The 20407-nt window shown below is 70.7% G+C and carries 10 protein-coding genes; 8 read left to right on the forward strand and 2 right to left on the reverse strand.

The window, feature by feature from the left end; translation table 11 throughout:
* Positions 1-8: 8 nt before the first annotated feature.
* Positions 9-5600: an SDR family NAD(P)-dependent oxidoreductase gene (locus ACFWV8_RS11250; RefSeq protein ID WP_384199826.1), complete on the reverse strand. Its 5592-nt coding sequence runs from the start codon at positions 5598-5600 to the stop codon at positions 9-11.
* Positions 5601-5844: 244 nt separating this feature from the next.
* Between ACFWV8_RS11250 and ACFWV8_RS11255 the strand changes: the two genes are divergently transcribed.
* From ACFWV8_RS11255 to ACFWV8_RS11275, 5 genes are read left to right on the forward strand one after another with little or no spacing between them, the layout of a single operon-like run.
* Complete coding sequence (locus ACFWV8_RS11255; protein WP_384199828.1) at positions 5845-11394, forward strand: beta-ketoacyl synthase N-terminal-like domain-containing protein; 5550 nt, start codon at positions 5845-5847, stop codon at positions 11392-11394.
* A complete protein-coding gene (locus tag ACFWV8_RS11260; protein ID WP_384199830.1) occupies positions 11394-12176 on the forward strand; it encodes a thioesterase II family protein in 783 nt (260 codons plus the stop codon). The genes ACFWV8_RS11255 and ACFWV8_RS11260 overlap by 1 nt, the downstream gene beginning before the upstream one ends.
* On the forward strand, positions 12130-13269 hold the full coding sequence (locus ACFWV8_RS11265) for an ABC transporter ATP-binding protein (protein ID WP_384199832.1): 1140 nt from the start codon (positions 12130-12132) through the stop codon (positions 13267-13269). Before ACFWV8_RS11260 ends, ACFWV8_RS11265 begins: the two co-directional genes overlap by 47 nt.
* The gene (locus ACFWV8_RS11270) at positions 13247-14092 is read left to right on the forward strand and encodes an ABC transporter permease (RefSeq protein WP_384199834.1); all 846 of its coding nucleotides are present in this window, start codon (positions 13247-13249) and stop codon (positions 14090-14092) included. The genes ACFWV8_RS11265 and ACFWV8_RS11270 overlap by 23 nt, the downstream gene beginning before the upstream one ends.
* The gene (locus ACFWV8_RS11275) at positions 14092-14922 is read left to right on the forward strand and encodes an ABC transporter permease (protein ID WP_384199836.1); all 831 of its coding nucleotides are present in this window, start codon (positions 14092-14094) and stop codon (positions 14920-14922) included. Before ACFWV8_RS11270 ends, ACFWV8_RS11275 begins: the two co-directional genes overlap by 1 nt.
* A gap of 36 nt (positions 14923-14958) precedes the next feature.
* On the opposite strand, the gene ACFWV8_RS11280 is transcribed toward ACFWV8_RS11275, so the two are convergent.
* Positions 14959-17085, reverse strand: a complete 2127-nt coding sequence (locus tag ACFWV8_RS11280) for a lantibiotic dehydratase (protein ID WP_384199838.1) — start codon at positions 17083-17085, stop codon at positions 14959-14961.
* A gap of 221 nt (positions 17086-17306) precedes the next feature.
* On the opposite strand from ACFWV8_RS11280, the gene ACFWV8_RS11285 reads away from it, so the two are divergent.
* The 3 genes from ACFWV8_RS11285 to ACFWV8_RS11295 all read left to right on the forward strand — a co-directional run bounded on the left by ACFWV8_RS11285 (position 17307) and on the right by ACFWV8_RS11295 (position 20129).
* Positions 17307-17948, forward strand: coding sequence for a LuxR C-terminal-related transcriptional regulator (locus ACFWV8_RS11285; RefSeq protein ID WP_384199840.1), 642 nt, complete (start codon positions 17307-17309; stop codon positions 17946-17948).
* Between the two features lie 292 nt (positions 17949-18240).
* Positions 18241-19437 carry a hypothetical protein gene (locus ACFWV8_RS11290; protein WP_384199842.1) on the forward strand — a complete coding sequence of 399 codons (1197 nt, stop codon included), beginning with the start codon at positions 18241-18243 and terminating at the stop codon, positions 19435-19437.
* Positions 19438-19520: 83 nt separating this feature from the next.
* Positions 19521-20129, forward strand: coding sequence for a TetR/AcrR family transcriptional regulator (locus ACFWV8_RS11295; RefSeq protein ID WP_384199844.1), 609 nt, complete (start codon positions 19521-19523; stop codon positions 20127-20129).
* The last annotated feature ends 278 nt before the right edge of the window (positions 20130-20407 follow it).

Here is a 20407-nt window from a genome sequence, read left to right on the forward strand (position 1 = left end):
ACGCCATGTCAGGCGGAACCCGTCTCTGCGAGGAGCTCGTCCACCCGGCGGGCCAGATCACGGACGGTGGGGTACTCCAGCACCGCGACCCCGGGCACGTTGACTCCGAAGGTGTCCCTGATCCTTACGGCGAGCTGCACGGCGACCAGCGAGTTGCCGCCCAGGTCGAAGAAGTCCTCGTCGAGACCCGCGCGGGAGATGCCGAAGGCGTCCTGCCACAGCTCGGTCAGCTTCTTCTCGGTGCTGGTCGCCTGCTCGGCCGGCGACTCGCCCGTGGCCGGGGACGGTTCTCTGCGCTGGGGGCGGCCGGCGAGATCGCTGCTTCCCGACGACTGGATGAAGGCCGACATCCGGGCGATACGGTCGGCCCGTGCCGCCAGGGGCTCGCGGCTGACGACGTACCGGTTCTCGTCCTGGGCGGCCAGCACCCGCCACAGGAGCGAGAGGCCTTCCCCCGGCGCGATCAGCTGCTCGGCGGGACCGGTGTCGGTGGAGCCCGCGCCGTGCGTGACAGCGCCGGGCGTGACACCGCCGGACGTCGCCGCGGGGACCGGCCGGCCCGTGGGCTCGGGTGCCCGCGCCGCGTCCGCCGCCGCGTCAACCGTCCCGGCGAGCTCGTCCGCCTGGAACACATGGATGGTGAATTCCTCGACCGAGACGATCTCGCGGCCGTTCTCGTCCATGATGCCGATGTCGAAGGTCGCCTTGGCGCTGTCGTCCCCCTGCCCGGTCGGCCGCACATGGCTCTGGAGCCGGCCGGAGAGGGATTCCCGCACCACCACCCTCCGGTAGCCGACGGGGAGGTAACTGCCGCCCGATTCGATCACTTCGGGCAGGAACATGCTCAGCCCGGTGGCCCCGTCCAGCAGTGAGGGATGCACGACGAAGTCGCCGAGGTCCTCGTCCTGGCCTTCGGGAAGCCTCAGCGACACCAGGTGTCCCGCGTCGCCCAGATGGAACCTCTCGATCACCGGCCAGTGCGGTCCGAAGCCCACCAGCGCGACGGGCTGCTGGTAGGAGTCCGGTGTCCAGACGTGTTCGTACTCCTTGCGGAGAGCGCCCAGATCCCGCCGCGCGGGCCCGTCGTCCTCCGGGTGTCCGGCCACCACACCCATGGCGTGGTGCTGCCAGCGGCCTTCGTCCACCCCGACGGACCGGCTGCGTACGGTCATCTCGTACGTCCCCGCGCCGGTACGGCGTGCCCGCACCTGGAGTTCGCGGGGCTCCTGGACGGCGAGCGGGCGGCTGAAGAGCACATCGGTCAGCTCGACGGGGCCCGGCCCGGTCAGCTCCCAGTGGGCGGCGCACATCATCTCGATGTAGGAGGTGCCGGGGAAGACGGCCGCGCCGCCCATGCGGTGTTCGGCCAGTACCCAGTGGAAGTCCGGAGTGACGACGGTGGTGAAGGTCGTCTCGTCCTCCGATCGGTCCGCTCTCCCGCCGAGCAGCGGATGGTCCGTCGGCGTCTCATCGGCGGGGGCCAGGCCCTGTTCGAGACGGCGGAAGATCTCGGGCGCGGCGTCGGCGGTGTTCCCGATCATGCCGACCTCGGTCCAGCCGCACCAGTTGACGGCCACGGTGTGGCAGGCGCCCGCGCCGCGGCGGGCCTGCGCGAACGTGTCGAGGAAGGCGTTGGCGGAGCAGTAGTCCACCAGACCGTAGTCACCGGAGACCGACACGATCGAGGAGAAGAGGACCATGACCTCCAGTTCGTCGCCCAGCAGCCGGTCGAGCACCAGGGTGCCGTCGACCTTGGGGGCGAACACCGCGTGGGCCTGCTCCGGCGTACGCAGCGCGGCGAGGCCGCCGCCGGGCACACCGGCCGCGTGGAACACCCCGTGGAACCGGCCGAACCGGTCCCGGGCGGCGTCGACGACCTCGCGCATGGCCTTCTCGTCGGCGACGTCCGCCGCCGCGATCAGGACCTCGCCGCCCAGCTCCTCCACCTCACGGACGCTCAGGATGCGGCGGCTGACCTCGTCGCCGGGGCCGTGCTCCGCGAGATGGGCGTCCCAGGAGGCTCGCTCGGGCAGCGCGGTGCGGTTCACCAGCACAAGCCGCGCGGCCACGGTACGGGCCAGTTCCTTGGCCGTCTCCAGCCCGATGCCGCCGAGCCCGCCGGTGACGAGGTAGACACCGCGCCGCCGCAGCAGGCGGGGGATCTCGGTGTGCTCGGGCAGGGTGACCCGCTCGTGGTCGGCGACCCAGCGCCGGCCCGTGCGGTAGGCCACCAGAGGATCGGTGACGGGGGTACGGACCTCGTCCAGCAGACGCCCGCCCGGGGTCGCGGTGTCGAGGTCGAGAAGCTGGAAGCCGAGTGCGGGTGACTCGTGCGGGATGACCCGGCACGGGCCGAGCAGAAGGCCCTTGGCGGGCTCCACCGGATCGCCGCCCGTCACGTCGCTCGACCCCGTGGTCAGCACGCGGATGTCCACCGTCAGATCCGGCCCGGCCTGCGACAGCGCCTGGGACAGCAACAGAAGGCTGTCGAAACCGGTGGTGCGGACCCGCTCGGTCTCCTCGGCCGAGAACGGATCGGCGGAGGCGGCCCCGGCGGTCAGTCCGTGCAGCACGGCGGTGGGGTGGCCGGGGCCCGCGCGCAGGCTGGTGAGCAGGGCGTCGTAGTCGGCGCGGCTGCCCGGGTCGATGGTGAACCGGTTCTCGCCGAGAGCGGCGAAGGTGTCGCCGGGCACCGCCCGTACCACCCGCGAGCCGCGTCCCTCAAGAGCCGCGGCCAACTCCTCGGCGGGGCCTTCGCCATGGGTCAGCACCAGCCACAGGCCGTCCCCGGACAGGGCCGCCGACGACGGCCGGGGGGGCAGGGGGCGCCGGCGCCAGACGGGCAGATGTGTCGCGTCGGCGGCGTCGAGCACGGCCGGTTCGGCCGGGGCGGCGGGCAGCTCCTCGCTCACGTCCGGGTCCGGCTCCACCCAGTGGCGCGCACGCTCGTACGGGTACTCGGGGAGCGCGATCCGCCGGCGCGTCCCGGCGCCGCGCACCGCGGCCCAGTCGACGTCGACACCGTGGCACCAGAGCAGTCCGGCGGCCTCGGTGAGCGTCCGCGACTCCGGGCGCTCGGACCCGGCGGGCGGCAGCGAGGGTACGACAGCCGCGCCGGACGGCAGGCACTGCCGTGCGAGCGTGGTCAGCGTCTGCCCAGGGCCGGCCTCCAGGAGAACGACCCCAGGGCCGTGGACGGCGGCGCAGGCGTCGGCGAAGCGCACCGTGCCCCGCAGCTGGTCGGCCCAGTAGCCGGGGTCCGTGGCCCGGTCGTCGTCGAGCGGCCGGCCCGTGAGGGTGGAGACCATGGGGATCCGCGGCGGGTGGAGTTCGGTCCCGGCCATCACCGCGCGGAACTCGGGAACGACAGGGTCGAGCATCGCCGAGTGGAAGGCGTGCGAGGTCACCAGCCGCCGACGCCGTACGCCCTGGGTGCCCAGCCATTCCTCCAGCAGCTCCACCTCGCTGTCGGGACCGGCGACCACACACGCCTTCGGCCCGTTGACCGCGGCGAGGCTCAGTTCGTCGGTCAGCAGAGGAGCGAGGTCGCTCTCCGGGAGCTCCACGGCCAGCATCGCGCCCGGCGGCATGGCCTGGGTCAGCCGGCCGCGCAGGGCGACCAGCCGCAGGGCGTCCGGCAGGGAGAACACGCCCGCGAGCGCGGCGGCGGCGTACTCACCGACGCTGTGGCCGACCAGGGCGGCGGGTGTCACGCCCCGGCTCTCCCACAGCCTGGCCAGCGCGTACTCGGTCACGAACAGCGCGGGCTGGGCGAGTTCCGTCTGCCGCAGCCGCTCGCTCATCTCCGCCGAGGCCCCGGAGTCCTCGGGCCGCGTGCACAGGTAGGTCCGCAGATCGAGTCCGAGGTGCCCGACGAGGAGGTCGGCGCACTCGTCGACGGTGTCGCGGAAGACGGGTTCGGACGCGTACGTCCCGGCGGCCATGCCCAGGCTCTGGGCGCCCTGCCCGGGGAAGAGGAAGGCCACCGAGGCGTCCCGGCGCGCCAGGACGGGGGCCCGGCCGCCCGTACGGCTCAGCAGGGTGACCGCCTCGTCCGTGTCCCGGCAGACGATCGCCGTACGGTGCCGGCTCGGGCGGCGGCCTTCCTGAAGGGTGTGGGCGACGTCCGCCAGCTCGGGCGCCGGGTCCGTGCCCAGCCGCTCGGCCAGCCGGCCGCGCACCGCGGCCAGCGCCTCCTCGCTCGCGGCGGACAGCGGGAGGACTTCGTACGACCCGGTGGCCCGCCGGCCCGCCCCGGTCGCCGGCTCCTGGGCCGGCGGCTCCTCGATGATCAGATGCGCGTTGGTCCCTCCGATCCCGAAGGAACTGACCGCGGCACGCCTCGGTGATCCGTCGCCGGCCCAGGACACGCTCTCGGTGTTGACGAAGAACGGTGAATCGGCGAAGGGGATACGGGGATTCGGGCTGCTGAAATTGATGACGGGCGGAATGACACCGTGCCGGATCGCCAGCGTCGCCTTGATCAGCCCCACCACGCCCGCGGCGGGCCCGAGATGACCGATGTTCCCCTTCAGCGAGCCGATGGGGATGCTCTGGGTGGCGGCGCTGCCCGCCCGGCGGTAGGCGGAGGTGAGGGCCGCGACCTCGGTCGGGTCCCCCAGGGCGGTCGCGGTGCCGTGTGCCTCGACGTACCCGATGCTGTCGGGGTGCGCCCCGGCGGCGGCGAGCGCCTTGGTGATGACGGCGGCCTGTCCGTCGTGGCCCGGTGCGGTGAACCCCGTCCGCGCGGCTCCGTCGTTGTTGACGGCCGAACCTATCGCCACCGCCTCGATGTGGTCGCCGTCGGCCACCGCGTCCTCGTACCGCTTGAGCACAACGACCCCGGCCCCGCTGCCGAAGTTCGTTCCGCTCGCCTCGGCGTCGAAGACCCTGACGTGGCCGTCCCGCGTATAGATGCTGTCCTCCGCCCATTCCTGCCCCGTGAAGTACGGGAACTGGAGGCTGACGCCGCCGGCGAGCGCCATGTCGCACTCGCCGCTCGCCAGGGACTGACACGCGGAGTGAATGGCCACGAGGGAGGTGGAACACGCGGTGTAGAGGGAGATGGCGGGACCGTCCAGTCCCAGTGAGTAGGCGACACGCGTGGCGAGATAGTCCGGGGCGTTGCCGACCTCGATGGCCATGGTGCCGACCGCGGCACGCACCGCGTCGTTCTCGTAGACGTTCGAGAACAGATAGCGGTCGGGGCTGCTTCCGGCGAACACCCCGACGGTGCCGCTGTAGCGCCGGGGGTCGTAACCGGCGTTCTCCAGCGCGGAGTTGCTGACCTCCAGCAGGATCCGATGCTGTGGGTCGGCGATGTCGGCCTCGCGCGACAGATACCGGAAGTACGGGGCGTCGAAGCCCTCGTGATCGTCCATCAGCGGCCGGAGCCGGACATAGCGCGGGTTGGCGATGCGCTTCTCCGGCACGTTGCTGCCGCGGAGTTGCTCTTCGGTGAGCTCCGTGAGGGACTCCACGCCGTCGAGCAGATTGCCCCACAGCCGGTCGATGTCCGGCGCACCGGGAAACCTGCCGGCCATGCCGATGACGGCGAAGCGCCGCGTGGCCGGACCCGCGGCCACCTGTTGCGTGCTCATGAGATGTCCCCCTGCGGAGCTCGTCGGGGTGACTGAAGCTACGCGAGGAGACCTGCCACCAGCCATGTCAGATTTACATGACACCGACGGCGGTCACCGGCGTGCCCGTGACACCTCGGCGGATCCAGGTCGGCCATTACCTCGTCACATCCTGATGGTCAGACAAATATGACATTGCCGGTAATCAGCAGGCATACCTACGGTGGCCGCCCAAACTGTCTGCTGCTCAAAGGGACTACGGACTATGGCGGAAGAACCTCGCGAGGACCACATCGCGATCGTGGGCATGGCATGCAGGCTCCCGGGGGCGAACAATCCCGGTGAGTACTGGGAGAACCTCGTCGGCGGTGTCGAGTCGATCACGATGCTGAGCGAGGAGGAGCTTGAGGACGCCGGTGTCGCTCCTCGTACCCACCGCCACCCGCACTATGTCAACGCCGCCGCCCTCATCGACGACATGGAGGGATTCGACGCCCGCTTCTTCGGCTACACGCCTCGCGAGGCGGAGATCCGCGACCCCCAGGGCCGGATGTTCCTGGAGGCCTGTCACAGCGCCATCGAGGACAGTGGCTACGACGTGACCCGGATGCCGGGCCAGGTCGGTGTCTTCGGCGGCATGGCCAACAACTTCTACGGCGAGCGGAACGTGGCACGCAACGCCGCCGCCAAGTCCGCCGTGGGCAACATGGCGATCGAGGTCAGCAACAGTCCCGACTACCTCACCACCACCGTCTCCTACCGGCTCGGCCTGCGCGGGCCGAGCGTGAACGTGCAGACGGCCTGTTCGACGGCGCTCGTCGCCGTACACCTCGCCTCCCAGGCGCTGCGCGGCGGCGAGTGCGACTACGCGCTGGCCGGCGGTGTCGAGGTGGAACTCCCCTACGCCACCGGCTACACCTGGCACGAGGGAGGCATCTACTCCCGTACCGGTCACATCAGACCGTTCGACGCCGACGCCTCCGGCACCCTGTTCGGCACCGGGGTCGGGGTCGTCGCGCTGAAGCGGCTGGGTGACGCGCTCGCCGACGGTGATCACATCTACGCCGTGGTCCGGGGATCAGCCGTCAACAACGACGGCGGCGACCGCGCGGGCTTCACAGCTCCCGGTGTGCAGGGCCAGATCCAGCTGGTCGCGGAGGCGCTGGCGGTCGCCGAGGTGCACCCGGACACCATCGGTTTCGTCGAGGCGCACGCGACGGGCACCCTCGTCGGCGACCCCATCGAGGTCGCCGGTCTCACGAAGGCGTTCCGTACCGCGGGCGCCACGGGAACCGGCACCTGCCCCATCGGCTCCGTCAAGGCCAACATCGGACACCTCGGTCCCGCGGCGGGAGCCGCCGGGCTGATCAAGATATGCCTGGCCCTCCAGCACGAGGCCATTCCGCCCAACATCAACTTCGAGCGCCCCAATCCCAGCCTCGAACTCGACACCAGCCCGTTCTACGTCCCCACCGAGGTCACCCCCTGGAAGGCCGGTACCCGGCCGCGCCGGGCCGGCGTCAGCTCCTTCGGCATCGGCGGTACGAACGCCCACGTGGTGATCGAGGAGGCTCCCAGGCCCGTCGTCCGCGAACCCGGGAAGGCGGTCCCCTCCGGCCGCCGGACATACACCCTCCCGGTCTCCGGCCGTACCGCGGACGCCGCCGAGAACGCCGCCCGGCTGCTGGGCCGGCACCTCGACGCGCATCCCGACGCCCGCCTCGCGGATGTGGCCCGCACCCTCCAGAGCGGCCGGACCGCCCACCGGTTCCGCAGAGTTGTGGCCGGCGGCTCGGTCTCCGAGGTGGCGAGCGGACTTCGGTCGACCCGCTCCAGCCGTCAGATCAAGGCGCCGGGGGCGGTGATCCCGCGCCGCCCGGTGCTGATGTTCCCCGGCCAGGGCTCCCAGTACGCCGGGATGGGACGCGAGCTGTACCGTACGGAAACCGTCTTCCGCGAGGCGATCGACACCTGCGCCGAGTTGCTCCGCCCCCATCTCGACCTGGATCTGCGGGAACTGCTCTATCCGGAGGACCTGCCGGCCGACGAGGCGGAACGACGGCTGCGCGAGACCCGCCACAGCCAGCCCGCGCTCTTCGCCGTCTCCTACGCCCAGGCCATGTTGCTGAGGAGCGCCGGACTCGAACCGCGGGGCATGATCGGTCACTCGGTCGGTGAGTACGTCGCCGCCCATCTGGCCGGTGTGTTCACCCTCGACGACGTGCTCGCGATCGTCGCCGCGCGCGGCCGGCTGATGAACGAGATGCCCCCCGGCGGCATGATCGCGGTGGCCGCGCCCGAGCAGCAGACCGCGGCGCTTCTGCCGGAAGGCGTCGAGATCGCCTCGGTCAACAGCCGGCTCAGCACCGTCGTCGCCGGTCCCATCGAAGCTCTCGACGCCGTCGTGGCGGCAGCTGAGTCCGCCGGGGTCGCGCACACCCGGCTCCAGACCTCGCACGCCTTCCACAGCCGGATGATGGAGCCGTGCGTCGAGGAGTTCGCGGCCACGGTGGCGCGTTACCGTCTCCACGCCCCCCAACTCCCCTTCGTCTCCGACGTCACCGGCGACTGGATCACCGACGCCCAGGCACAGGACCCTCGTTACTGGGCCGCCCATCTGCGCTCCCCCGTACGGTTCGCCGACGGCCTCGCCACCCTCGTCGACGGTGAGACCTGCCTGGTCGAGGCCGGCCCGAGCGACACCCTGAGCCGGCTGGCCCGGCAGGACGTGGGCTTCGACGCGGTCCCCATCGTCCCGACCATGCGGCACCCCCGGCGCGATGCCGCCGATGACGCGGTGTTCGCCGAGGCCCTGGGATCGCTGTGGGTCAACGGCCTCGACATCGACTGGGAGCGGTGGTCGGGACCGGGGCCGCGGGTGTCGCTGCCGACGTACCCCTTCGAGCGCCAGAAGTTCTGGGTGGCTCCCGACCCGGTACGGCCCGGCGCCTCAGCCGGGGCCGAGGAGCACGCCGGTGAACTCCCGCCCGAGGAGTCCGCCTTCGCGCAGGTGTGGCGGGAGGCCCCGCTGCTCGGCGCGCAGCCCACGGTCACCGCCGGGCACTGGCTCGTCTTCGGATCGGACCACCCGGTCACCGGGAGTCTGCTCGCGGAGCTGACACGCGCTGAAGGCACCAAGGTCACCGTGGTGCGGGCCGGTGCCGGTTTCGCCGAGACCGGTCCCGCCCGCTTCACCGTGCGGCCGGGCGTCGCGGAGGACCTGGACGCCCTGCTCACCGCGCTGGCGGACGAGGCGCCTCCGACCGATGTCGTCCATGCCTTCACCCTGACCGAGCCGTCCGGGGACCCGCTGTCCGACGCCGCCGTCACCGACGGTCTCACGCACGGCTTCTACGACCTGCTGCATCTGGCGCAGCGGCTCGACCGGTTCCAGACCCCGCGGGAGGGCCGGGACCCCGGCCGGATCCGGCTGCACGTCCTGTCGAGCAACATCCAGGAGGTCACCGGCATCGAGACCCTGGAGCCGGCCAAGTCGTCCCTGCTGGGCCCGGTGCTCGTGATGGAACGCGAACTGACCGGTGTCGGCGCGCGGTCGGTGGACCTCGCGCTGCCCAGCGAGGAGGCACCCGAGGTCCTCGCCCGCCGTGTGCTCATGGAGTTCGGCGCACCGGCCAACGACCGCCAGGTCGCCTGGCGGGGCCGTAAGCGCTGGCTCCTGGACTACCGGACCGTACCCCTGGACGCCACCCCGGCCACCAGCCCCGCCATCCGCCCCGACGGCACGTATCTGATCACCGGCGGTCTCGGCGGTCTCGGCCTCGCCGTCGCCGAGGACCTGGCCCGGAAGGGCCCCGTCACTCTCCTGCTGGCCGGCCGTTCCGCCCTGCCGCCGAGGGAGCGGTGGCGGAAGCTGGCGGACGACCCCGAGACCGAACCGGGGCAGCGGCGCAAGCTGCGCTCGCTTCTCGACATCGAGGAACTCGGGGCCACGGTGCACCTGTTGCGCTGCGATGTGTCCGACCAGGCGGCGCTGGCCGCGGCACTCGACGATGTTCGCGGCGAGCACCCCGGGGTGGGAACCGTCCACGGTGTCTTCCACTCCGCGGGCGTCGCGGGCGGCGGAATGATCGCCGTACGCGGCGACCAGGACGCCCAGCAGGTGCTGGGTCCCAAGGTGGCCGGGACGCTCGCCCTGTACCGGCTGCTCGGTGACGAGGCCGACTTCATGGTGCTCTTCTCGTCGGTCATCGCGGTCAGTGGCATGTTCGGCCAGGTCGACTACTGCGGCGCCAACACGTTCATGGACCGCTTCGCCTGTGTCGCCTCCCGTGCCGGCCGGCCCGTCACCTCGATCGGCTGGACGGGCTGGAAGGACTTCGGCATGGCCGTGGAGACCGCGGCCCCGGAGGCGTTCCGCAGGCTGGAGGCGGGGGTCCGCTCGGAACCCGCCCGCCATCCCCTGCTCCAGCGGATCACCCGCAAGGGCGACGACATCGAGTTCGCCACCGTCCTTGAGCCCGGCGAGCACTGGATCCACAGCGAACACCGCATCGGCGACACCGACATCGTGGTGGGCGCCGCGCTGGTCGAGATGGCCGACGGCGCCTACCGCGAGGCCGTGGGTGGTACCGCGGACATCACCGACGTGATCTTCCTGGGGCCGGTCTCCGTGTCCGGGCCGACCGAACTGCGCCTGGTGCTGACCCCCGACGACGCCGGCCACCTCGTCACGGTGGCGACAGCACCGGCCGGCGGCGGGGCGCGGCAGTGGACGCAGAAGATGCGGTGCCGGATGGCCCCCGTCCTCATCGAGCCCGCGCCCCGCCTCGACCTGGCGGAACTGTCCGCACGGTGCTCGAAGTTCTCGGTCGCGAGGGAGTACATCGACGGCGCCGCCCGGCTGGTCCAGTTCGGTTCCCGCTGGGAAGGCTCGATCAAGAGCATCGACGTCGGTGACGGCGAGGAACTGTCCCGGATCGAACTGCCCGGGGAGTACCGCGCCGAGACCGCCCTGTTCCGGCTCCATCCCGCTCTGCTCGACTCCGCTGTCGACGCCAAGTACGGCGCGGAGCGGATCGCCGACGGCGAGTCCTACCTCCCGCTCGGCTACGGGCGTATCCGGGTGCACGAGCCGCTGCCCGCCGGATTCTGGGCACACTTCCGTCGCGTGTCCGACGACGGGGCGGAAGTGAGCAGCACCGACATCACCCTGCTGGGCGACGACGGCCGGGTGCTCGCCGACATCACCGGCTACGCGGAGCGCCGCATCGACCCGATCCAGATCCGCGCCCTCACGGCGTCCCCCGGCGGCCAGGACGGGCAGGACGGGCAGGACCACGACGACGAGACCTTCGGCCAGGACGCGAGCACCCTGGGTCTCGCCAAGTTCGGCATCACCGCGGAGGTCGGGCTCGATCTGCTGAGCAGGATCGTGCACTGGCGTCCCGAACCGCATCTCGTCGTCTGCCCGGTCGGAATCCACAACACGCTCAGGCACGCCGACGCGCTGAACCTGGAGACCATCCGCAAGCAACTGGGGGCCGACGAGGACGGGAACACCGCCACGGCCACCGAGGACCGTCTGGTCGACACGGACTACGTGGCGCCCGAGCCGGGCCTCCAGCGAAATCTCGTGGACCTGTGGAGCAGCACGCTCGGTGTCGGGAGCATCGGCGTCGACGACGACTTCTTCGAACTCGGCGGCAACTCCCTGGTCGCGGTGCAGGTGATGACCCGGATCCGGGAAACCCTCCAGCAGTCCGTCTCCATGGCCGACCTGTTCGAGAACTCCACGGTGAGGCTGCTGGCCGAACTCCTGAGAACAACCGCGGACGACAAGGCCGGAGCCGTGTGATGACCGAGACGCTCGAACCCTGGGTCCAGCCGGCCCGCCCGTCCGCCGATGTCCGTATGCGCCTGGTCTGCTTCCCCCATGCCGGGGGCGGCGCGTCCTTCTTCCGGGACTGGCCGCGCGCCCTCGCCCCGTACGGGATCGAGGTCTGGCCGGTGCAACTGCCCGGCCGGGACAGGCGGTACAACGAACCGCTGCCGACCGATCTGACGGCGTTGACCGCCACTCTCGCCGATGCCGTCGGCGGGCGGCTGGCGGAGCTGCCGTACGCCCTCTACGGGCACAGCGTCGGCGCCCGCTTCGCCTGCGCCTTCGCCGCGCGGCTGGCCGAACGCGGCCTGCCGGCGCCCCGGCACGTGTGTGTCGGCGCCTCGCGCCCGCCCACCCACCCGGACCCGGACACACCGATCCACGCGATGACCGACGAGGCGTTGCTGGCCAAGCTGGAGACGTACGGCGGGATTCCCCGCGAACTCCACACCTATCCCGAGCTGCTCGACCGGGCGGTGGCCACGGCGCGGGCCGATCTGCGGGTCAGTGAGATCGCGCCCTGGCCCGAACTGCCGTGGCTGGACTGTCCGGTCACGGCGGTGGGGGGCCGCAGCGACGCGACCGTACCGGCGGCGCTGCTGCCGCACTGGCAGAGCGTCACCACCGCCTCCTTCGACACCATCGTCCTGGAAGGCGGGCACTTCCCGGAGTTCAGGGGCATGGGCCGGTTGATGGAGGTGATCCGCCGTGCAGCGCACACCACTGGCGAGGGCGTTCGGCAGGAGCGGTTCTGAGGCCGCCGCTGGCCCGTTCGCCGTGGCCGCACCAACCGGGCATTACGGGCATTCCGAACCGGGCGCGGACCACGCGATCGAACTTGAGCGGCTGACCAAGTTCTACCCCGGACGCAAGGACGAGGAGAACCGGCCGGTCCCGGCGGTCGACAGCATCGATCTGCGGGTGCCGAGGGGTCAGGTCTTCGGGCTGCTCGGCCGCAACGGCGCGGGCAAGTCCACCACCGTACGGATGATCGCGACTCTCCTCGAACCCAGTTCGGGCAGTATCCGGGTGTACGGCCTCGACGCCGGGCGGCACCGCCGCGCCGTACGTGCCCAACTCGGCGTCGCCCTCGGCGGGGAGCGGAGCGTCTACTGGAAACTCACCGCCCGGCAGAACCTGGAGTATTTCGCCGCGCTGCACGGTGTGCCCCGGCGGCGGTCACGGGCGCGTATCGCCGAACTCCTGGAGCAGGTGGGCCTCACCGACCGTGCCGACGACTATGTGGAGCGGTACTCCACCGGTATGCGGCAGCGCCTGGTGATCGCGAGGGCCGTGCTGCACCGTCCCGGTGTTCTGCTGCTCGACGAACCGGCCAGTGGGCTCGACCCGCACTCGGCGGAGGATCTGCACAGTCTCATCCGTGTGCTGCGCGACGACGGACACACGATTCTGCTCACCACGCACGACATGGCCGAGGCCGACCTCCTCTCCGACCGCGTGGGCATCATCCACGCCGGCCGGGTCCGTGCCGTCGGCACACCGGTGGAACTGAAACGCTCGGTGGGAGCCGCCCGGGTCCTCAACGTCCAGGTGCGCCATCCGGGACGGGCCACGTTCTACGCCCTGCGGGCCGAACTGGCGCGCCGCGCCCTGGTGACCGTACGGAACGAGGCCTCGGGGAGCGACGGGTGGACAGCGGATCTCACGCTGTCCAGCCGGGACGAGGAGGACCTCGGGCCCTGGCTCTTCGAGGTGACGTCCAGGCACCACGTGACGGTCAGCCGGCTTGAGAACGAGATGGTCAGTCTCCGTGACGCCTTCCTCGCCCTCACCACGGACGACGAGCGAAAGGGAGGAGAGTCCGTTGCCGGGAGGGCTGAGAGCTGATGCCGTCTCCTTCGCGGCCACGGTACGCAAGGAGTTGCAGGTAACGCTCCGCTACCCCGCCAACCTGGTGGTACTCGCCGTGACCGCCGTGGTGGTACCGGCCTCCTACGTGGCGCAGGCCAGCGGCTTCTCGGGCGGCGGGCACCAGGACTCGGTGGACGCCTTCGCGGCGCGCGCGGGCACCGCGGAGGTGGCCGGGTTCATCTACCTCGGCTGGGCGGTGTTCCTGTGGATCTCCCTGATGCTCTGGGGTCCCGGATCGGCCCTGCGGCTGGAACGGATCCAGGGGTCACTGGAGATGGTTCATCTGACGCCGGTCTCCCGGTTCACCGTGCTGTTCGGGCCGGCCGTGGCCGAACTCCTGCCCGCGGCGCTGCTGTTCGGTGTTGTCGGTCTGATGCTGCGGTTCGCCTTCGGCATTCCGCTCGGCCCTGACGAACTGCTCGCCGGCGTAAGCGTGATCGTCGCCTCCGTCCCCGTGCTCTTCGCCATCGGGGCGCTCATGGCGGTCGTCTCGCTGCGCTTCCGTGACGCGGAGGGAATCACCGAGGTGTTCCGTGGCGCCCTCGGAATCCTGTGCGGAGTCTCCTATCCGATCGCGGTGCTGCCGGACTGGATACAGCCCGTCAGCGAGGGACTGCCACCCACACAGATCCTGGAACTGTTGCGCGGGGCGATCCTCGATCATGCCTGGCGGACGGACATCGCCACCCGGCTGCTGACGCTGATCGGCGTGGGAGTGGCCGTGGGGGCGGTGGCGGTGCTGGCACTGGGCGGAGCACTTCGCCATGCCCGCAGGACCGGACAGATGGGGCAGTACTGATGACACCGACAGTGGTGGCGGCGAGGGCCGTCATGACCCGCGAACTCCGGGTGCAGTACCGCTATCCGGTGAGCATGATCAACCTGGTCCTGCTCACGCCGCTCTACGAGATGGTGATCCCCACCCTGCTGCTGGGCGCCGCGTTCCTGGTGAACGGCTCAGCCACCGGTCTGGCCCGCAGCGTGGGCACCGACGACCTGGTCGGCTGGGTGTCCGTCGGTCTGCTGGTGGCCACGCTGATGGTGGGCGCCGTCAGGGGGGTGGCCGGGCCGCTGGAATCCGACCGCAGCACCGGAGTTCTGGAGCACAACTGGTCCGTCCCCGTGTCACGGGAGGTGTTCGTCATGGGCGGGGTGGCCGCGGGCACGGTCTTCACCGCCGTGGCGAGCATGCTGCTGGTGGCCTTCGGTGTCGTCGCGCTCGGAGCGTCCTTCAGCCCTCATGGGGTGCTGCTGGCCCTGCCCGTCGTGGTACTGCTGCTGGTCGGCAACTGCGGCTTCGGCTATCTGGCCGCCGCGCTGGCGCTGACCATGCGCAGGCCGGACGACCTGCTGGGCCCGGTCACCCCGCTGGTGGCGGCGTTCTCCGGAGTCGCCTTTCCCCTCACCGTACTGCCGGAGGCCGTGCGCTGGGTGACCTATCTGCTGCCCGGCACCATGCCGCTGGACCTGATGCGGCACGTGACGCTGGGCACCGACACCCTGCTGCCACCGGGTGTCGAACTCGCCGTCGCGATGGTGACCGCGGCCGGCTGGCTGCTGCTGGGGCGACGGCTGTTCCTGCGGGCCGAGCGGCGTGTCCAGGGCACGGGAGCGCTCAACCAGTTCTGAGCTCCGGCGGCCGGGACCGCCGGAGCCGGGCTGGTCTCATCCGTCCGCTCCGTCCGCTCCGTCCGCGACGGTGATCCTCAGCTCACTGGTGTACCGGCGGCCCGCCGCGTCCGGCAGCCAGAGCCCGTCGGGGTCCGGCAGCATCTCGGAGAACGTCACGGTCCCGCCGGCCGTGGTGCCCTTGGTCAGGGTGTCGACCAGAACATGAGTGAGCAGAGGGCTGTGCGTGTCGAGATAGAGGGGCTTGCCCTGGCCGGTACCGGGCTTGCCCTGGCCCCCGCCGGCGTACCGCCAGAAACTGTGCCGGGGCAGTCCGATCTCCTCGGCGACCTCCCGGACCCGCGCGTAGCGCTCCCGCGCGCTCATGTCCGGGCGGGGGACGAGGTGGCCGACCGGTGTCCGCCACCTCTCGCGAGCCACGACGAGCCGGTCCACGGTGATGCGGGGGGTGTGGGGAAGGTCCGGCAGCACCCGGAAACCGGAACCGGTCTGAAAGATCAGGTACTCGCCCAGCACGGTGAGCAGCGGCAGGCGCCGGCCGTCGGGCAGCCGCGCCGTCAGGCCGTCACCATCCGTCTGACCGACGGTCACCTCGCGGGCCAGGACCGGTTCCACAGGCGGTTTGCGCGCACCGGTCCGCTCGCCGAAGGACAGATAGGTGTAGCGCGGCGAGAAGGTCTCGGGCGGGGGGTAGTCGAAGCCCGTCGGCCCGCCCGGCGCACGGTGGTGCAGCGGAACGAACCGCGGAGGCCCGTCCTCCAGCGCCGCCTCGGCCGGCCGCCGCACCACCGTGTGCGGGTCGGCGGCGCACATCGTCATGCTGTGGCAGTCGGCGGTCACGATGCCGGCGTGCAGTTCGCCGAGGACAGCCAGGTAGTCACCGCGTCGTACGGCGTCCACGCCGGACGCGGCGAGCATCAGGTCGGGACTGTGGTGCCGGCCCCCGTACCAGGCCGGGGGCCCGGCGGCGAACTCCTCGGCCGCCCGTCCCGCCAGCTCGGCGGTGGTGTACTCCATGCGCCGGGCCCCGGGGTCGGGACGCAGCACCCGCTCCCAGCGGGCGGTCAGTTCGTCGCGGACGTGTGCGCAACTGGCGGCGTCCCAGAAGCGGTCGTCGACCCGGCCGATCAGCGCGTCGAGCGGTACGTTGTCTGGCCCGAACAACGGGGTGAGGTCCCGGTACGCCCCGGCGAACCAGGTGTCGGCCTCGGCGCCGATCCTTGCGCAGAACCAGCGCGCGCTGTCCAGGACCAGGCCCAGCGGCCCGGCCAGCTCGTCCAGCACCTGGGTGCCGACGGTGAGGTCGACGGCACGACGGTCGGCACCCACGAACAGCCGGTGTCCGAACTCCGCCTGTTCCCGGGACCTGTTGGCCGGCTGCCCGGTCAGCTCCGTGTAGGTCCGGTCGGCGCGCGCCAGGGACTCGGCGAGTTCGCCGGCCGTACCGGCGGCCCCGACCTCTTCGCGTGTCGCGATCAGCTCGTCCAGCTTGTCGCGGGCGTCCCGGGTATCCCGGGCATCCGGCAGTGCCGCCAGTTCGCGTGCCAGCGCGGCTTCGGGGCGCAGGTCGACCGGCACGTCGAAGGTCCAGGTGATGACGGAGTCGTCGGCCAGGGCCTCCAGTACATCCAGTACGTCCAGAGCGGAATCCTCTGCTCCGATTTGGGCCATGATCTCGGCGGCGGTCCGCCTCCCGTCGGTCAGATCGAGCACCGCCGCCTCCGCCGGACTCAGTCTGCGCGACGCCCCGCCCCTGCGGAGCAGGATCCGTCCCATACGTGTGGTGCCCACCGCCATGGCCGGCGGGAGATGCCGTCTGATGTCCCGTCGACGGGACAGGACAGTGCCCAGTTCATGGATGGCCCAGTCCTCGAACATCACGTGCTGCTGGTCGGTGAGACCGGGCCCCACGGAAAGGGTCATCCGCGGCGCGCCGGCGAAGGTGCCCCAGGTGAGCGGACCGAAGAAACCGACGCTTTCGTTCCGGGTGTAGTAGCGCTGGAGGTACTGCCCGAGCAGACGCGTGGTGAAGCGCCGGCCGCGTTCGGCCCGCCGGGCGGCCCGTCCGGTGGCGCCCGCCGATCGCGACTCTCCCCGGACATGACGCCGAAGCCGACCGACCACCTCTTCGACGGCACGAGGGTTCTGCCAGAGGAGTGCCATGAGAAAGTGGTCAGCGGACGCGAGTTCCACGGCCGGTTCCAGTGCCTGGGCGTCCGGGGGACCCTCGGCCCATTTCTCCCCCGCGACGGCCTCGGTGAGGTCCGCAAGCGGGAAGGCAGTGCTCCGGAGGGCAAAATTCCGCCATACCTTCCAGGAAGTCCCGGGTAGCGGAAGTCGGGCTTGCTCCACTCCATCTCCTTCGCACGCACAAACGGGGAATCATGGAATCAAGAATCAATGTCGCCGTCATCGACGACGGCTCCCTGGCGATACAGGGCGCCATAAAGGTTTTGGAGAATTCCCGCCACATCCATCTTTCGGGAGTTTTCCCCCACGTCCGCGGCGTTTACGGGATCGGCGAGGAACGCCTCGACAGTCTTACGGTGATCGCCGACCCGTTCGCACCCGGCATTTCCCCGGAGTCACTCTCCGAGATGACCGACAGGGTTCCGGTGCTCGGTATGTCGGCGCAGGTGGAACAGGGCTATGTGCTGCAAGCTCTCCGTAGCGGGGTCCATGGGTATGTGAGCAAGGACGTGGATCCTTCGAATCTGGTGGCCGCGACAGCGGCAGTCTCCTCAGGGGGCTTCTTTCTCGGACTGCGGATCGCCGATGTGCTCTTCCTGCCGCGCGAAATAGATCCGCTGGAGGAGCAGCCCGCGCGCGTACCGGAACTCACCCGCCGCGAAAAGGATGTCCTGGTCATGATCGCACAGGGACTCACGCACAAGCAGATCGGCAATCGCCTCACTCTCTCGAAGGCCACGGTGGACACATACGCATATCGAATACGGCAGAAAGTGGGAGCCGTGAACAAGGCCGGCCTCACCAGATTCGCCGTGGAAGTCGGGTTGGTGCAGTAGGCAGGCGCGCGACGAATGACCTCCGCTCCAGTCTGACCGCACCGGCGCCCCGAAACCAGTCATGAAAAGTGCGACAGCCAATGACTGACATACAGGGGGAGCGTTGCCAAGCGCGTGGCGCGTGCCTAGCGTGTGGCTGTCGATGACGTACGCACGGGGACAGGTGACAGTGAACTCAGCGTGGCAGGGCGAAAATGGCGCACTCGCCGGCAGCGCGACGCGACGTGCCTCCCCCGATACTCACGACATACCGGCGCAATGCCCGGAGCACAGCCTGACGGCGGCGCTGGAATTGCGTGGAACACTCGACGAGCCCGGCATTCAGGCGGAGTTGCGGCGGGTCGTCGCCCGCCATTCCGCCCTCCGTGGCCCCGAAGCAGAGCTTGCCGTCCCCCTGGACCGTCGGTGGACGGAGGGCGAGACGGCCGATGACCGCCGGCGCGGCGCCTTCGCGAGCGCCCGGCGCGAAGCCCACCAGCCCTTCCCCTCCGGCCCGGTGCCCCGTATACGGGCCGTGGTCTTCAGCTTCGACACCGACCGCCATCTGCTTCTCGTCGTCATGGACCCGCGCGTCTGTGACGCCTGGTCGGCGAATCTGGTGGTGGAGGACCTTCTCGACGGGGAGCGCCACCGACCGGCGTCCGACCACGCACAGGCTCGCGCCTCACGCCTGGAATGGCTGACCAGCTCCGAGGGCCGGGCTGCCGTCGCCCAGCGCGAGTCGGAGGTGCGGGGCGCTCTCCGGTTCTGGCCGGGGGCCCGGCCGTCCCCGAGCACGGCCACGGCGCCCGGCCCCGCCGAAGAAGTCCTCGACCTCGACGACGCCTTGGCGAAAACGCTGAAGGACAAGATCCGCCACATACGCGGAAGCCTGCTGGCCGTGACGGCACAGGCCCTGGCCCTGAGCGCGGGCGCCACGTCGGACCCCCGGACCCCACTGGCACTCACCACCACCCTGGCGGCACGCCGGCCCGACGAGGAGGGCGTGGTCGGACGGTTCTCCACGGACGGGGTGCTTGTCGTCCCACCGAGAACGGGCACGGTCAAGGACCATCTGTCCTCCCTCCGCAGGGAGGTCTTCACGATCCTCACGGAACAACGAGTGCCGTACGACCAGTTGGAAGGCGCCCTCCAGGGCCCTCTCACCGACGACGGCCTGTCGTTCTCCCTTCTCTTCCTGCCCAACCAACTGAGCGGCGGCGAACAGAACGAACGCACCCTGGCGGGCCATGAAGCCACACGGGTCGGGGTATCCATCTGCCCCACGGGAGCGGACGTCGACCTCTTCGTGGTCGAACACCCACCACCCCACGAGGACGGCCACCGCCCGCTCCTGCGCATCGGAGCGATGAGTTCGCGTACGTCTGTCACCCGGGGCGATCTGGACCGGATCCTCACCAACTGGACGACGACGCTGCGCACCCTGGCCGACACCGACTGGGCAACGACGCGCCTCGACCGTGTACTTGAGGACCTGCCGACGGACTGACTCACTTCGGAGGAGCCGACTGACCGCCCAGGGCACGAGGTCCTCCAGACCGTTCGGTACCGAAGAGCGGTAGAATGTCGGCCATGGAATCCACCAGGAAGTCTCCGATCGGCCGCCCCCGGGGCTTCGACGCCGACGAGGCCCTGGAGCGGGCCATGGTGGTCTTCTGGGCGCAGGGCTACGAAGGCGCCAGCCTCACCGATCTCACCAACGCCATGGCCATCACCCGTACCAGCATGTACGCGGCCTTCGGGAACAAGGAAGAGCTGTTCCGGAAGGCGCTGCGGAGATACGCCGAAGGCCCCGCCGCCTATGTGGGTCTGGCGTTGGAGGAGCCGACCGCCCGGGAGGTGGCCGCCGCGGTCCTCGCCGGGTCGGCCCGTACGACCACGCTCCCCGGCCGACCCGCCGGATGCCTCTCCGTGCAGGGATCGCTGGCCGCCGGCACCGCCGGGCGGCCGGCCCGCGACACCTTGGCCGCCTGGCGCGAGGAAGCCCTCTCGCACCTGAACGAGCGTTTCCGGCGGGCCGTCGACGAGGGCGATCTGCCGGCGGACGCCGACACCGCGCTGCTCGCCCGTTACCTCATGACCGTCGCGAACGGCATCGCCGTCCAGGCCGCCGGCGGCGCCGACCACGACGAACTCCGACGAGTGGCGGACGCGGCCCTGCGGAGCTGGCCGCCCGCCTGACTTGGCCCTAGGCCGTGTCTTCAAAGTCCCGCCTGGCCCGCGGCGTCTGGCACGGCACCTCGCTGCGTTGTCGGAGTCGTGCAAGTACGTCCAGTACGAGCACGATCCTCCGCCTTGCGATGCACCGCACCAGACGCCGCGGGCCCCGCCTTGCAGGCGGACGGCGCTACTTCGAAGGCACGGCCTAGGTGTATTGATCACGAGCGTTGTTGACACTGGTCGGGCTTGATCATGGCGAAGACCTCCGGTGTGGTGGAGCTGTCTAGGACTGCACCACT

Origin of the sequence: Streptomyces sp. NPDC058665 (assembly GCF_042714995.1) — a bacterium.
Taxonomy (GTDB): Bacteria; Actinomycetota; Actinomycetes; order Streptomycetales; family Streptomycetaceae; genus Streptomyces.